This is a genomic window from Spongiactinospora gelatinilytica (assembly GCF_003236385.1).
GTDB classification, from domain to species: Bacteria; Actinomycetota; Actinomycetes; order Streptosporangiales; family Streptosporangiaceae; genus Spongiactinospora; species Spongiactinospora gelatinilytica.
This window is the reverse complement of sequence record NZ_POUA01000166.1, coordinates 1-15,335: the sequence shown is the minus strand read 5'-3', so window position 1 is coordinate 15,335 and position 15,335 is coordinate 1. Positions and strand designations below refer to the sequence as shown.

The 15,335-nt window shown below is 67.5% G+C and carries 11 protein-coding genes and 3 pseudogenes; 4 read left to right on the top strand and 10 right to left on the bottom strand.

Annotated elements, in window-relative coordinates; all coding sequences use genetic code 11:
- Positions 1-182 precede the first annotated feature (182 nt).
- Positions 183-1,066, top strand: a pseudogene (locus C1I98_RS46370) (IS982 family transposase).
- A 191-nt stretch (positions 1,067-1,257) separates the two neighbouring features.
- On the opposite strand, the gene C1I98_RS20855 reads toward C1I98_RS46370, so the two are convergent.
- Positions 1,258-1,833, bottom strand: coding sequence for a plasmid pRiA4b ORF-3 family protein (locus C1I98_RS20855; RefSeq protein WP_158558123.1), 576 nt, complete (start codon positions 1,831-1,833; stop codon positions 1,258-1,260).
- 614 nt (positions 1,834-2,447) lie between these two features.
- Between C1I98_RS20855 and C1I98_RS44090 the strand changes: the two are divergent.
- A pseudogene (locus C1I98_RS44090) lies at positions 2,448-2,771 on the top strand (transposase); the annotation flags it as partial.
- Positions 2,772-3,056: 285 nt separating this feature from the next.
- On the opposite strand, the pseudogene C1I98_RS20845 reads toward C1I98_RS44090, so the two are convergent.
- The 9 genes and pseudogenes from C1I98_RS20845 to rpmH form a co-directional block, all read right to left on the bottom strand.
- A pseudogene (locus C1I98_RS20845) lies at positions 3,057-3,314 on the bottom strand (integrase core domain-containing protein); the annotation flags it as partial.
- A gap of 417 nt (positions 3,315-3,731) precedes the next feature.
- Entirely contained in the window at positions 3,732-4,727 is a 996-nt protein-coding gene (locus C1I98_RS20840) for a ParB/RepB/Spo0J family partition protein (protein WP_111169108.1), read from the bottom strand.
- Positions 4,728-4,828: 101 nt separating this feature from the next.
- Positions 4,829-5,749, bottom strand: coding sequence for a ParA family protein (locus tag C1I98_RS20835; protein WP_111169115.1), 921 nt, complete (start codon positions 5,747-5,749; stop codon positions 4,829-4,831).
- A 208-nt stretch (positions 5,750-5,957) separates the two neighbouring features.
- Positions 5,958-6,641, bottom strand: coding sequence for a 16S rRNA (guanine(527)-N(7))-methyltransferase RsmG (gene rsmG, locus C1I98_RS20830; RefSeq protein ID WP_111169114.1), 684 nt, complete (start codon positions 6,639-6,641; stop codon positions 5,958-5,960).
- A gap of 1,861 nt (positions 6,642-8,502) precedes the next feature.
- Complete coding sequence (locus C1I98_RS20825) at positions 8,503-9,027, bottom strand: Jag family protein (RefSeq protein WP_111169107.1); 525 nt, start codon at positions 9,025-9,027, stop codon at positions 8,503-8,505.
- 42 nt (positions 9,028-9,069) lie between these two features.
- Positions 9,070-10,032: a membrane protein insertase YidC gene (gene yidC / locus C1I98_RS20820; protein ID WP_111169106.1), complete on the bottom strand. Its 963-nt coding sequence runs from the start codon at positions 10,030-10,032 to the stop codon at positions 9,070-9,072.
- A gap of 4 nt (positions 10,033-10,036) precedes the next feature.
- Complete coding sequence (gene yidD, locus C1I98_RS20815; RefSeq protein ID WP_111169113.1) at positions 10,037-10,339, bottom strand: membrane protein insertion efficiency factor YidD; 303 nt, start codon at positions 10,337-10,339, stop codon at positions 10,037-10,039.
- A gap of 17 nt (positions 10,340-10,356) precedes the next feature.
- Positions 10,357-10,728, bottom strand: a complete 372-nt coding sequence (gene rnpA / locus C1I98_RS20810) for a ribonuclease P protein component (protein WP_233508034.1) — start codon at positions 10,726-10,728, stop codon at positions 10,357-10,359.
- Between the two features lie 109 nt (positions 10,729-10,837).
- Positions 10,838-10,975 carry a 50S ribosomal protein L34 gene (rpmH, locus tag C1I98_RS20805; protein WP_111169104.1) on the bottom strand — a complete coding sequence of 46 codons (138 nt, stop codon included), beginning with the start codon at positions 10,973-10,975 and terminating at the stop codon, positions 10,838-10,840.
- Positions 10,976-11,587: 612 nt separating this feature from the next.
- Here rpmH and dnaA point away from each other — a divergent pair.
- Complete coding sequence (gene dnaA, locus C1I98_RS20800) at positions 11,588-13,528, top strand: chromosomal replication initiator protein DnaA (RefSeq protein ID WP_111169112.1); 1,941 nt, start codon at positions 11,588-11,590, stop codon at positions 13,526-13,528.
- A 667-nt stretch (positions 13,529-14,195) separates the two neighbouring features.
- Entirely contained in the window at positions 14,196-15,332 is a 1,137-nt protein-coding gene (gene dnaN / locus C1I98_RS20795; protein ID WP_111169103.1) for a DNA polymerase III subunit beta, read from the top strand.
- The last annotated feature ends 3 nt before the right edge of the window (positions 15,333-15,335 follow it).

Genomic DNA, 15,335 nt, shown 5'->3' with positions numbered 1-15,335 from the left:
CCCGCCCGAAACGAGCGGCGACCCGCGCGAACAGTTCATCCAGCCCGGCCGCCCATGACTGGAGATCCTCAGACGTCACCCCATCCGACACAGAGTCCACTATAGATCACGAAACATGACTGTAGTACTAAGTCGCTGCCGCGTGGAGTGCGGGAAGGACGAAGGGCGTTGACGATCGGTTTGTGAAGACAGACCTCAACACCCTTCTCACCGCACTGTACGCCAGGATCGACGACTGGCTCGGCCGCCCGCCCCGGATCGGACGCCCGCCCAAACTCACCGACGCCGAGCTGCTCACCCTGGCGGTCGTCAGGCACTGCTCGGCATCCATTCCGAGGCCCGGTGGCTACGCTACGTTCCCGCGCACCTACCTCTACCTGCCCGGCCAGTCCGGCTACAACAAACGCCTACACAAGGCCCCTGCCACTGCTCAAAGCCGCGATCCGGGCCCTGGCCACCGACACCGACCTGTGGCACACGACCCGGTGTGGTTGGCCGACTCCACCCCCGTCGAGTGCGGCCGATCCCGGCCCACCGCCCGGCGTTCGGCCCTGGCCGGCCGGGCCGGATACGGCTAGCCGCTCCCACTCCCGCTGGTACCAGGGACTACGCCTGCACCTGATGTGCACCCCCGCTGGACTCCCCATCACCTAGGCCCTGACCACCCCGAACATCGATGAACGTCAGGTGCTGATGGCCATCTGCGAACACGACCCGCACCTGCTCGCCGAACGACCCGGCCTGCTGATCATCCCCGACAAGGGGTACACCTCCGCCAAGCTGGACACATTGCTGGCCGAACGCGGCGCGCGCCTGCTGCGCCCGTCCTACGCAACCGCCCGCCCCTCCGGGGGCGAACACCTGCTCAAACCGATCCGCCAGCTCATAGAGTCGGTCAACGCCACCCTCAAGGGCCAGCTCGATCTGGAGTTTCACGGAGGCCGCACCCCGACCGGGGTGGCCCACCCGTATCGCTCAGCACATTCTGGCCCTGACCACGGCCATCTGGCACAACCGCGCGATTGTCCAGCCCATCACCCGGTCACCGATCGCTTATGACCACTGACCCGATTAGAACTTCGTGCAGCAGCCGCCTGCTCCCCTAGCGACCCGAAGCAGGCATCAAACGGTCTCTCTTGATGCCCCGCTGCGCGCAGGAAGGGCTTCACCCTGCCCCGAAGAGAGCGCGGGCGGACTTGGTAGCAGATTGGGAGTCCGGCGGCCCTCAGTCCTGCAAGCGGTCGGGGGGCAGGGGAATTACGCCCCCTCTTGGGAGGTCACCCAGGACGACCGCCACCTGGAAAGGGCACTGTTCGTGGCGGCCAGATCAAAGGCCGCCGGGTCGAAGCTACCGGCGGATGTTAGGCCAAGCCACCGCAGCCTTTCCCTGTGCTCGTCATGGTTGGGATCGGCGATGATCTCCAGTAGGTAGCCATAGCCCCAGGCGCCGCCGCAGTCTTCGGGTGGACAAGCGCGTCGTCCGGCAAGGCAGCGCGGGTAGGCGATATCGGGTGCGGCCGGGGCGACGGCTTGAACCTGAATGGTGTGTTTCCAGTTGTCGCCGAAGTCGTAGGTGTACTGAAATCGGTCTCCAACTGCGGGCACGACCTCGTGGAGAAGTACGGTCGATGCGTCGGCCATCTTCAGCTCAGGATCGGTGACGCCATGCCGGCCCAGCGGGCTTTCGAAGACCCACATGTGGTAGTCCTCCCAGCCGAACGCGAGCTGCACCACCTCATGCAGGTCGCGCAGCGTGATAGCCGAGGGAACCTCCAACCGCCGCCAGATCGGTGGCCGGATCCCATCCAGGGAGACCTTGATCCGATGGATCATCGCGCCATCTGAGGTGTGTCGGGAGACCATGACAGCATCTTGCCGGATCGCTTACCAGGCCATACAAGCAACAGCCGAACCGATCTTTCGATCCTGGTGATCGCTAGGTCAGCCCGCCCCAACATATCTGGATACATCAGGATGCCCAGCAGGGTCGGTGAGGCTTCGCATTCCACGGTCGTTCGTCCCAACGAGAGGCCGGGACGATCGTCGCGCCTGACGACTGCCGCGCCAACCACCGCGGCGCCCACCCACTGCGAGCGCACCAAAGCCGCTGATCCCATCCCGAAGGAACATCACAAGGGCCCGTTTCACCGCCCGTATGCCCGGCACTAGCGTCCCTACCAGAGACAAGGCCACCGCCCAGGCCGATGCGCCTTTCGCCCTTGGTGTAGCGGCCGAACTGGAGAAGCCTGGTCGTTGCAGCAGCCCACGACAGCGCTTTGGTCGTCTACCGGGATGATGTTCAGCCGAGTGGTATAAATGGGAACGCGCAATCGGACATCGCGTTGGCCAGCGAGTTCGACCTGGTCACAAGCGTAGCGGTGAGGAACGAGAACGGCCACCGCGTGATCCTTCGAATGGACAAGTTCAAGATCGAAGGAGACCAGGCGATGGCCGCAGACAGCAGTGTGCCCAGGCGCGAGTGGCTCGCGCAGCAACTCCAGAGCGATGCCCTCGATATGTTGCGCTCTATGGCGAAGACCACGACCGAAGCGTTGATGTCGGCCCGGCGCCGCCTACGGCGGACGCAGTACAAGCGGGTCAACTCCCATAACGGCTACCAGACGCGGCAGTGGGACACCCGCGTCGGCACCATCGACCTGACCGCCCCCAAGCTGTGGGCCGGCTCGTACTACCCGGACTGGCTGTTGGAACGCCGCCGCCGCGCCGAGCAAGCACTGATCAGCGTCGTGGCCACCAGCTACGATTTCGGCCGCACCGAGCCAACGGGCCGGGGCAGTGGGTGATCAGTGTGGGCCGCCACACCAGATGCCACGCTCCCCCAGCCGCGCCCAGCAGGGTACGCGCGTTCGGCTCCGGCCTCTCTAGCAGCGCCACCGCCGCAGCATGGTTCAGAGGCGGTGTGTTGCAGCAGTCCCGAGATGCGCGGCCCACCGTTCTCGGTCGCCTTAGCGGAGCCGATCAGCTGGCCACGTTCCTCCAGCCGCTCCCAGCAGGGTACGCGCGTTGAGGGGCCACGGTGCTTCCGGACAGCCGTCTTATGGGCGCAGCCTATGCGGCTGTTCGGATTTCAAGAACTCCTCGAGCACCTCCATAGGAGTCCGGTAGCCGAGTGCCGAGTGCAGGCGCCGATGGTTGTAGAACCCCTCGATGGAGCGGATGACCTGCCGTCTGGCCTTGGCGCGGGTGGTGAAGACGAAGCGGTGCAGCCACTCGTTCTTGATCGCGGAGAAGAACGACTCGGCCATCGCGTTGTCGTAGCAGACCCCGGTCCGGCCGACCGAGCGGCGGATCCGCCGCAGCATGGTTCAGGGGTGCTGTGTTGCAGCAGTCCCGAAATGCGCGGCCCCCATTACTCAGTCGCCTTCGCGGAGCCGATCAGCCGGCCACGTTCCCCCAGCCGCCCCGGCAGGGTACGCGAGTTCGGCTCCGGCCTCCCTAGCAGCGCCACCGCCGAAGTACGGTCCAGAGGGCGGTGTGTTGCAGCAGTCCCGAGATGGGTGGCCCGCCGTTACTCGGTCGCCTTCGCGGAGCCGATCAGCCGGCCGACTCCGTGCGAGTTGCTTGTGGGCTTTCGGTGGCGTCACTTGTTCGGGAGATCTTGGTCCCACCGGCTGACCGACAAGCGAACGCCGGGGAGCCCCTTGAGGTGAAGCGAGGCTGGATCAGCGATAGCAGCGGGTGTGTTTCACGTGAAACATGTGGAAGGTGGATCAGTCGTCAGTGCGGATGGACTTCACGGCGTCGGGGGCCATGGTGTCGATGATGCGCTCAAGGTCGTCGATGGTGGCGAACTCCACCACGATTCGCCCCTTGCGGGTGCCGAGATCGACCTTCACTTTGGTCTCGAAGTGATCTGAGAGACGTTCGGCGAGGTCGCGGAGTCCAGGTGCGGGTGTCTTCTTCTGGGGTTGCTGGCGGAGAGCGGGGGCGGAGGTGGCGTCGCCGAAAGCGACGATTTCTTCTACTGATCGCACGGATAGGCCCTCGGCCACGATCCGGCGGGCCAGATGGTCCTGTGCGGCGGGGTCGGTGAGGGTGAGCAGGGCCTTGGCATGGCCGGCGCTGATCAGGCCGGCGGCCACCCGCTTCTGGACCTCTGGGGAGAGGTTGAGCAGGCGCAGTGTGTTGGTGATGTGCGAGCGGGAGCGGCCGACCCGCTGGGCGAGCTGTTCGTGGGTGGCGCCGAAGTCGTCGAGGAGCTGCTGGTAGGCGGCCGCCTCTTCGAGCGGGTTGAGCTGCTCGCGCTGCAGGTTCTCGATGAGGGCGTCACGGAGAAGATCGTCGTCCTGTGTCTTGCGGACGATCGCCGGGATCTCGGTCAGGCCGGCGTGCTTGAAGGCGCGCCATCGCCGCTCCCCCATGATGAGCTCGAACTTACCGAAAGGGGCGGGCCGGACCACGATCGGCTGGAGCAGCCCGACCTCGGTGATCGAGGCGGCCAGTTCCCTCAGGGCGTCCTCGTCGAAGATCGTGCGTGGTTGGCGGGGATTGCGTTCGATCGCATCGACCGGAATCTCCTGGAAGTAGGCACCTGGCACCGGTGCCGGGCCTGTGGTGTCGATCCCGCCGTGTCCCGGCGGGGGTATGACCGCGACGGCCCCGGCGGGTACCTCGACCGAGGAAACGCCCGCCGGGCCGTCCACGACAGGGCCGGTCGGGATGAGTGCCCCAAGCCCTTTGCCCAGTCCGCGTCGCTGCTGCGCCACTACAACTCCCTCATCCGCCCGCCCACCAACGGGTCGCCCATTCCTGCGAGGTTACCGCTGCGCCAGCCGGGCTCACGACGAGACGCGTGCCCCGCTTTCGCCTATGCCTGTATAGCGGCGGCGCGGTACGCGATCTCGCGTGCCGCGTCCATGTACGCCATCGCACCGCTCGACCCTGGGTCGTACGTCATGACCGACTGGCCGTAGCTGGGTGCCTCTGATACCCGCACGCTTCGAGGGATGACCGTGTTCAGCACGGTATCGCCGAAGTGCGACCGGACCTCGTCCGCGACCTGCGACGCCAGGCGGGTCCGCCCGTCGTACATCGTCAGCACGATCGTGGAGAGGATGAGATCCGGATTGAGATGGGCCCGCACCAGGTCGACGTTGCGCAGCAACTGCCCGAGCCCTTCGAGCGCGTAGTATTCGCACTGGATCGGGATCAGCAGCTCACGCGTGGCGACCAGGGCGTTCACTGTCAGCAGCCCGAGGGACGGCGGGCAGTCGATCAGGATGTAGTCGAGCTCGATGGCGTCGAAGGCGGCAATCGCACGGCGTAGCCTGGCCTCACGGGCGACCAGTGAGACGAGCTCGATTTCGGCCCCCGCGAGGTCGATAGTGGCGGGGGCGCAGTAGAGGCCCGGCATTTCCGGGACCTCCTTGACGATCTCGGACAGCGGGCGGTCGCCCACCAGCACCTGGTAGACGTCAGGGACGTCGCCACGGTGCTCGACGGACAGCGCGGTGGACGCATTGCCCTGAGGGTCGAGGTCGATCACCAGAACGCGCTGACCGTGCATGGAGAGGGCAGCGGCGAGGTTGACCGACGTGGTGGTCTTGCCCACCCCGCCCTTCTGGTTGGCCACGGTGATGATCCGTCGCTCTTTGGGACGCGGCCAGTCACCGTTTGAGGGCCTGGAGGCCGTGGCTGCGGGCGCTGCCGCCGCCGTCTGGGTCGTCGGTGTCGTCTGGGGGGCCGATGTTTCACGTGAAACCACTGAGCTGAGTGCCTCTCGTACCAGCGGCGAGTCGCCGGAGCTAAGCGGAGTGTCGGTCACCGTCGTCCTTTCGACCGGCCGGGCAGCGGCAGGAGGATCCGGCGCGGACGACCTTCTCCCGGAACCTTCCCTTAGGGAGAGCGGCCAGCCCAGACCGGAGCGATGCCTGGACTCCGCGGCATCGCCGCCGCTCGCCGGCCAGCCAAGGCCGCTAGCCGTACGGGCCACGACGTCACCTCTTCCGTCTGCGCCGAGGGTCGCGCCGGCCTCGCCCGGGCGGACGGCCGGCGACCACCCGGACGAGAGTTGCAGGCGGCTCGACCTTACCGTGCCCGACCGCGACAAGCTCGGCCCTCTCGGCCCCGCATGCGCGTAATTGCGATTCGGCCTCGGCCAGTTCGGCCGCGGCACGCTCCCCCTTCATCGCGAGCAACTCGCCCCCCTGATGCAGCAGAGGCATGGACCAGGTCAGCAGCCGCTCCAGCGGAGCGACGGCACGGGCGACCGCGACGTCGAAGGACCGTTCCCCGGCCAGCTCCTCGGCACGGGCGCGGAGCACCTCGACATTGCCGAGCTTCAGCTCGGCGACGCACTCCTCCAGGAAGACGACCCTGCGCAGCAGTGGTTCCAGCAGCGTCACCGAGATGTCCGACCGTACGATCGCCAGCACCACGCCGGGCAGCCCGGCACCGGAACCGATGTCCACGACGTGTACGTCACGGGGGATGGCCTCGGCGACGACGGCGCAGTTCAGCAGGTGGCGATCCCACAACCGGTCGACCTCCCGCGGCCCGAGCAGCCCGCGCACCACGGCGGGGCCGGCGAGCATTCGGGCGTATGCCTCGGCCAGGGGCCATGCGTCATCGGCGAACACCTCACGGGCCACGGGGGGAGGAAGGGGCGCATCAGCGCTCATGGTCACTCCCCACCCGCATGCCGCCGATCCAACGGGCTCGCACTGCTGCCCTCCCCTTCACTTCCCGGACGGCCATGCGCCTCGTACACCCGCCCACAACTCGCATTAGGTGACGGTCCGACTTCCGCCGGCATTTGCTCGACCCGATGACCATATCCAGCTTTCGTCCACGCCACTGACGGCACGCCGCTGCCTGTGGATAACTCGGCCGCCGCACGCGGAAAAGTCTCCATCTAGGCTAACGGTCCAGATCGATCAACAAACCCGGGCGATCGCCGCATCCCGCCTGTGGACAGAGGGCAGTCGCGAGCTCGGCTGGGGATCAAGGGCTTCGGGTGGTCATGGTTTCGCCCGTCATGGTGACGGCCTGTCCGCTGGTGCAGGTGGTGACTGAGGAGGCTGCGGCCATGCCAGGGGCCAGAGCCGATGTCAGGCGGGCGGCATAGCAGTACCTATAGATGGGGCCCGGGGTGTCGGTTGCGCAGCTCGTCCCCGTTGGGGCCGTTCACAAGGGGCGTGCAGTGCTTTGGGAGATGCTCGCCGTACACGGATCTGCGATCGGATGCGAGGCCGGAACGTCGGCGGGCCGGAGACCGGGTCTCCAGAGCGAGCGATTGAGCCGACACATCGTTTCCGCCGAGCCGGTGGTCATGCCGGCGGTCTGGTGGCCGCCTACCTACAGTGCCGGGGGGCCGGCGGCCGGGCGAGCCCTAGTCCGGCATGATCGCGGTGACCCGGCCGGCCGTTGGGGAGTCGGTGAGCGACTGACCCAGGCCGACGGGGGTGACATCGGCCGTGGTGTCGAGGCAGTCAGATATCACCTGCGGGCGAGACCTGGAGATCCCTTCAGTCGTACTGATCGCTCGGCGGGCCCGGCACCCGGCAGGGGAAGGGCGAATCGGTGCTGCCCGCCTCGGTGATGGGACCAACGCACATGACGGTGCAGCCGAACGCGACTCCGTACGGCTGGGCTCGCGGAGAAGATCCGCACGGCGGCCGGGTACTGCGCCCAACGGGCTGGAACGCAGGATGGAGGTAGCGGTAGAGGATCCGCACTGGCTGGATCGGGCAGGACAGACATGGTGCGGCGATGCCCGACCGACACCGCGTCGTACGGCTGACTCCGCGGGAGAGATCCACACTGCGCTGGCCGTACCCGCCCTCAGCAGTGGTGAGCAACCGAATGCCGCGCCGTACGACTGGATGCGTAGGACGCAGGCGGTGGTAAGAGATCTACACCACGACCGGCCGTACCGCCCTACGACAGTGAGACCAGCGGCGCGGCAGCGCGGCCGAGTCCGCGACCGCACCCGGCCGAGCATCGAAGCGCAGGGCAATATGGCGAGGGAGATCCACACCGCGGTCGCTCGTACCCGCCCTTAGCGATGGTGACCAGCGGCGCGGCAGCGCGGCCGAGTCCGCGCCTTACGGCCGGATCGCAGCACAGAGAGGGCGGTAAGAGATCCACACCGCGCCCGACCGAACATCGAAGCGCAAGGCGATACGGCGAGGAAGATCCACTCCCCGGCCAGCCGTGCGGCCGGATCGCAGGACGAAGGTGACGGCTGGAGATCCACACCGCGCTGGTCGTGTCGGGCGGGACAGTGTGGTCCGGTCGAGTGGCGAAGCGTACGGCTGGGCGTGCTGGTGGGATCCGCGGCACGGGCGGCTTTACCGCTCTCGGCGTGAGTGCGGCCGAGCACAGCTGGGGGAGACGCTGCGGTGGGCCTGCCGGCGTCAGGGAGCGGGTGTGGGCGTACGGCGATGTGCTGGTGGACGTTCGCCGCCCGAGGTGGGGCGGGCCGCCGTAAGTGAGGTCCGCGCCGGGGCCGGGGCCCCGGGCGTGGTCCGTGGGGTTGGATCAGGCGGGCATTACGACGACGAAGCGGTTGGGCTCCTCGCCCTCCGACTCGCTGCGCAGGCCGGCCGCCGCGACCGCGTCGTGCACAATCTTGCGTTCGAAAGGGGTCATCGGCTGGAGCGGCTTGGGCTCGCCGCTGCGCTTGACGTCGTCGGCGATCTTGACGCCGAGCTTGGTCAGCTCCGCCCTGCGACGTTCGCGAAAGCCGCCCACATCGAGCATCAGGCGGGAGCGTTCCCCCGTCTGGCGGTGTACGGCCAGCCGGGTCAGCTCCTGAAGGGCCTCAAGGACCTCCCCGTGCTTGCCGGTCAGGTCGCCTCCCTTGACCCCCACCACCGACACGACGGCCCGATCGCCTTCGACGTCCATGTCGATATCGCCGTCGATGTCGGCGATATCGAGCAGTCCTTCGATGTAGTCGGCGGCGATCTCGCCTTCCTGCTCAAGCGCCACGAGATCCGGAGCGGTCGCGGTGGGGGTTCGCGCCGTCTCCTGTTCGGCCTCGGCCTCGGTCACGTCCGGCATCTCCTTCGTGGTGTCGGGTCGCGAAACGGACCCGGCCTGCTGCTACGACTTCTTGGTGCCCGTGCGCTTGCTGCGCGCCTGCCGGGTGGGCTGGTTGCGCACCACCTTGGGCTGAGGCGGCTCCGGCGGCGCGTCCTGCTCGGCCTCGGCCGCGGCCTTGGGTTTGCGCAGCTTGCTCAGCAGGCTCGGCTTGGGCTCCGGCTCGATCAGCCTGCCCTTGTCGTCGTACGTGGGCATGGGGTTGCGGCTGTAGAACCAGTGCTGCTGACCCAGTGTCCACACGTTGGTGGTGACCCAGTACAGGATCAGACCAAGGGGGAAGTTCAGGCTGAAGACGGCGAACAGCGGCGAGATGTACATCAGGATCTTCTGCTGCTGCACCATCGGGTTGTTCGGCATCTGCAGCATCGACCGCTGCACGCTCTGCCGTACCGTCAGGAAGGTCGTCAGCGAGCTGATCGCGACGAAGAGCACCAGGACGATCTTGCTGATCACCGGGTCGGCGTTGAGCTTGACGAGGTCCGCGCTGGTGGTCCAGAACGTCGCGGGGATCGGCGCGCCGAAGATGTGCGCGTTTCTGGCGCTCTGCACCAGCTCGGTGGTCATGCCGAACTTCGTCTGGCCCTGGGCCATCGCGTTCAGCACGGTGAACATCGAGATGAAGATCGGGAACTGCGCGACGAGCGGCAGACAGCCGCCGAGCGGGTTGGCCCCGCCCTCCTGGTAGACGCGCATGACCTCTTGGTTCATGCGCTGCTTGTCGTTCTTGTACTTCTCGCGCAGTTTCTGAACCCGCGGAGCCAGCTCCTGCATCTTCCGCGACGAGCGCATCTGCTTGAGGAACAGCGGGAAGATCAGCAGCCGCATCGCCACGGTCAGCGTGATGATGGTGAGCGCCCAGGTGAGGCCGCTGTCGGCCGGGAGGAAGCTGCTGTATCCCGTGTGGATCCAGGTGATGACGGTCGCGACGGCCTCGTAGAGCCAATTCAGCCAGGACAGCTCCACCGAACTAGCTCCCTTGCTTTTCGTGGGGTCGGATCGGGCGGGAAGGCACGGGGTCGACGCCTCCAGGATGGAAGGGGTGGCAACGCCCGATTCGCCGGATCGTCAGCCATGAGCCGCGCAGCGCGCCGTGCACCGCGACCGCCTCAAGGCCGTACGCACTGCACGAGGGATAGAACCGGCAACGCGGGCCGAGCAGTGGCGAAACGAAGGCACGGTAGAACCGGATCGGACCCATCAGGATCCGGGCGGCGGGGCTCGCCGCGGCGGCCTGCTCCGCCGTGATCACGCCCGTCGCCGCCTGCGCCATGACGCTCGGTCGGTCGCTCATCGATGTCCATCCGTCCGGGCCTGTGGGGCAGGCCCTCGCCGCCTGAGTAAACGATCCAGCGCGGCGTCGAGTTCGGCGGCGAGGTGCTCGATCCGCGCGGACGCGGCCGGTGGATTGGCGCGTACCACCAGCAGGCTACCTTGCGGGAGCCGATGCAGACGGTCTCGCATCAAGTGTCGCAACCGGCGCTTCACCTTGTTCCGGACGACCGCTCCCCCTACCGCGCGGCTCACCACGAACCCCACCAAAGGCGGACTATCGCCATCAGATTTCACGTCAGCCCGCGTTTTCAGGTGCGCGACCAACGTGGGGCGCCCCGCGCGACTCCCCCGGCGCACGGCCGCCGCGAACTCCTCGCCACGGCGCATGCGTGATCGGGACGGCAGCACGATCAGACCTCCGGCAGGTACGGCAGTCGCCCACCGGGGAGTCCGCCCGGCGGGCGACAGGACACGCTTACCTGGCCCGGCGAGCGCGTCAGACCGCGAGCCGGTCGCGGCCCTTGCGACGGCGGGCGGCCAGGATCGCGCGACCCGCGCGGGTGCGCATGCGAAGCCGGAAGCCGTGGGTCTTCGCGCGACGGCGGTTGTTCGGCTGGTAAGTACGCTTGCTCACGACTGGACTCCAGGCTTCGGAAACGCGCCTCGCCGACGGGCGTAGGCGCCTGACACACACATGGTCTGGTCGTCGGCGTGGCTACGGGCATGACAAAGCCCGCCGCGCATGGGCCGACCGTCGTACGTTACGGGCACGGCACGCTCCAGGTCAAACCGAACGCCCGGCCCCGCGGCGAACCGTGCCTCCGGGCCGCCGGCCGGAATGTCGTGGCCAGCGGTTATCCACTAATCCACAGGCACGTTTTCCACTGGGGCCACGCCATCCACAGCATGTGCACCCAGCCTCGTCTCCGCTGCCACTAGGCTGTGGACAACGTCTTGAACACAGATGTGGACACGGCTACCACCGGTCCTCGGGATCTCCCTTCCGTGCTGCCCGGACGCTGCCCGAACGCGGCCCGGCGGCCACTCGAAGGCGACCAGCGGGCTGTGCATACATTGTGGATTCCCTGTGGATCTCCGGTGGAGGACCTGCCGTCGGCAGGCTGTGGACACAGGGGAACGCGCCGGGTCGCCCGCACCGAGGCGTCCGGCACCGTTGTGGATAACACACCGGTGTGGACGGACCGATCGCGGGGGCACTGGTCTGGAAGGGATGGGAGCCGAGACCATGGACGGTGTCGATCTCGACACGGTGTGGCGCCGTGCGCTGGGCAGCATTCTCGACGGCGACGTGCCCGTCCACTACCGCGCCTGGCTCTCCATCACACGCCCTCTCGGTCTGGTCAACGACACCCTGCTGCTCGCCACCCCGAACGAGTTCGGCAAGGACGTGCTGGAGAGCAAGCTGCGCCCGCTGATCGCGCACGCGCTCTCCCAGGAGTTCGGCCGGCCGATGCGGGTCGCGGTCACGGTGGACCCGTCGGCGGCCGACTCCGACGACGAAGGGGCGCGCGCCGGCGACTATCCGCAGGGACGGCAGCAAAGTTATCCCCAGGCCGGTGGGCCACCGCACGGCTATGGACAACCTGCGGATTCCCAGCACAGGCAGGGTCTGGATGGTCAGCCCCGGTACTCGGGCGCGCCCGCTCATCCACAGTTGTCCACAGATTTTCCACAGCACCGGCCACAGGATCAGCCGGGCCGTCCACAGCCTCCGGTCCCCTATCGGGACGAGGCCGCCCAGCCGTTCCGCCCGCCTTCCCAGGGCGAACCGCAACGGACCGAACCACCCCGCGGCGACGGCCGGTCGGATGCCGGCTACGGCGCCGGCCAGCCGTACGGCGAGGTCCACGACCAGCAGCGTGACCAGCAGAGATATGGCGAACCAGGCCCCTCCTTCGACGGCCAGGGTCGGTTCGACATACCCGCGTCCTTCGGCGAGCAGGCGCTGCCGTACACCGGAGAGCAGCGCCCTTACCCGGGCGACCAGCTCCCGTACGCCGCCGAGCAGCAGCCACCGCCGGAGCAGGACCGGCCGCAGAGCCATCCACAGGGCGGCCGCGCACAGCCTCTTCCACAGGCTTCACCGCCGCAGCACCGCTGGGAGAACCGCGGTACGCGCAGCGGCGAACCCGCCCGGCTGAACCCCAAGTACACCTTCGAGACCTTCGTCATCGGCTCCAGCAACCGATTCGCGCACGCCGCGGCCGTCGCGGTCGCCGAGGCCCCGGCCAAGGCGTACAACCCGCTGTTCATCTACGGTGACTCCGGCCTGGGGAAAACCCACCTGCTGCACGCGATCGGCCACTACGCGCAGAGCCTGTACGACGGCGCCCGGGTGCGGTACGTGAGCTCGGAGGAGTTCACCAACGACTTCATCAACTCGATCCGCGACCACAAGGCCGACGGCTTCCGCAGCCGCTACCGGGCCGTGGACATCCTGCTCGTGGACGACATCCAGTTCCTGGAGGGCAAGGAACAGACCCAGGAGGAGTTCTTCCACACCTTCAACACCCTCCACAACGCCAACAAGCAGATCGTCATCTCAAGCGACCGCGCGCCCAAGCAGCTCGTCACACTGGAGGACCGGCTGCGCAACCGCTTCGAGTGGGGCCTGATCACCGACGTCCAGCCGCCCGAGCTGGAGACGCGCATCGCGATCCTGCGTAAGAAGGCCATCCAGGAGGGCCTGGCCGCGCCCGGCGACGTGCTGGAGTACATCGCGTCCCGGATATCCACGAACATCCGGGAACTGGAGGGCGCGCTCATCCGGGTCACCGCGTTCGCCAGCCTGAACCGGCAGTCGGTGGACCTGCAGCTCGCCGAGGTCGTCCTGAAGGACCTGATCACCGAGGACTCCAGCCCGGAGATCACGGTGGCCACGATCATGGCGCAGACCGCCGCGTACTTCGGGATCTCGATCGACGACCTGTGCGGCGGGTCGCGCTCGCGGGTGCTGGTGACCGCCCGGCAGATCGCGATGTACCTGTGCCGCGAACTCACCGACATGTCACTACCCAAGATCGGCCAGCAGTTCGGCGGGCGCGACCACACGACCGTCATGCACGCGGACCGGAAGATACGCTCGCTGATGGCCGAGCGCCGGTCGATCTACAACCAGGTCAACGAGCTGACCGGCCGGATCAAACAGCAGTCCCGTGATGCCTGACCGCTTCTTGTACCACACGACCCCCGCTACCGGCGCACGCCATACACAGCCTGTGGATAACGCTGTGGATCAGTCGCGAATGCCCTACTTGGCCGGTGGGACAGGGGGTTTGGGCGTCGGCCCGGCCCGATCGGCGACCGGAACCTCACTTCCCGCCCTGGGGATAACTCTGGGGACATCCTGGGGAAAGGTTGTGGACGACTCGTGGACAACCTGGGGAAGGCCTGTGAACGGGTTGGCAACGAGAGCGCAAACCGGACACCTACCCGGTGGAAAACCCGTGGAAACCTTGTGGATAGCCGGTGGACAGAGACCCCGTCGCCTGGGGATGGCCTGTGCACAGTGGCCCGTCATCCCCAACCGCACAAGTTTTCAACAGGCTTCACCCACAGGGTCGGTGGATGAAAATCCCCGGGCTGAGCTGCGGAAACCACCGTTGCCCACAGTATCCACAGCCCCTAAGAAGATGACCGGCTATCTCTCCCTCCAAGAAACTCAAAACCCATAGAAGGGTTCCGGCCCGACCCTGGTGCGGGTCAGGCGAGACTTGGACCCACACCCGCGGCGAGACGAGATGCCGCGCCCGCATCAAGACCACCGAGATCACCGAGATCACCGAGACTTACGAGACCAACGAGAGCCGATACCCACAGGAGGCGGATCCATCGTGATGTTCAGGGTCGACCGAGACGTACTCGCCGAGGCGGTCGCATGGACGGCACGCAGCCTTCCGGCACGCCCATCTGTGCCGGTCCTCGCCGGCATGCGCCTTGAGGTCACCGAAGACCAGCAGTTGAAGCTCTCCGGCTTCGACTACGAGGTGTCCGCGGAGGTGACCCTCGACCTGCAGACCGGCGAGCCGGGCCTCGTACTGGTCTCCGGCCGGCTGCTCGCCGAGATCACCCGGGCGCTTCCCGCACAGCCTGTGGATTTGGTCGTCGACGGAGCCAAGGCGGTGGTGACCTGCGGCAGCGCCCGGTTCACCCTGCTGACCATGCCTGTGGAGGACTACCCGTCGCTGCCCGCCATGCCGCCCGCGGCCGGGCGCGTGGGCAGTGACGTGTTCGCGTCCGCGGTGGGTCAGGTGGCCGTCGCCGCGGGCCGGGACGACACCCTGCCGATGCTCACCGGTGTCCGGATGGAGATCGACGGCGACACGGTCACGCTGGCCGCCACCGACCGGTACCGCCTGGCCGTACGCGAGCTGAAGTGGCAGCCCGACCAGCCCGAGTTCAGCGCGATCGCGATGATCCCCGGCAAGACCCTCGCCGACACCGCCAAGTCGCTCACGACCGGCGCCGAGGTGGAGATCGCGCTCAGCTCCGCGGGCGGCACCGGCGAAGGCATGATCGGCTTTTCCAGCGGGGGACGGCGTACCACGACCCGCCTGCTCGACCCGGAGTTCCCCAAGTACCGCTCGCTGCTGCCGACGGAGTTCTCCGCGCACGCGGACCTCGCCACCGGCCCGTTCGTCGAGGCCGTCAAGCGCGTGGCGCTGGTCGCCGAGCGCAACACCCCGGTACGGCTGGCGTTCCGCGGCGGCGAGGTCGTCCTGGAGGCCGGCAGCGGCGATGAGGCCCAGGCCGTCGAGGCGCTGCCCGCCGAACTGCACGGCGACGAGATCAACATCGCCTTCAACCACCAGTTCCTGCTGGAGGGGCTCGGCGCGATCGACTCCGACGTGGCCCGGCTCTCGTTCACCACGTCCACCAAGCCGGCCATCCTCACCGGCGGCAAGCCCGAGGGCGACGACAGCGCGCCCGACTACCGCTACCTGATCATGCCCATCCGCCTGTCCGGCTGACCC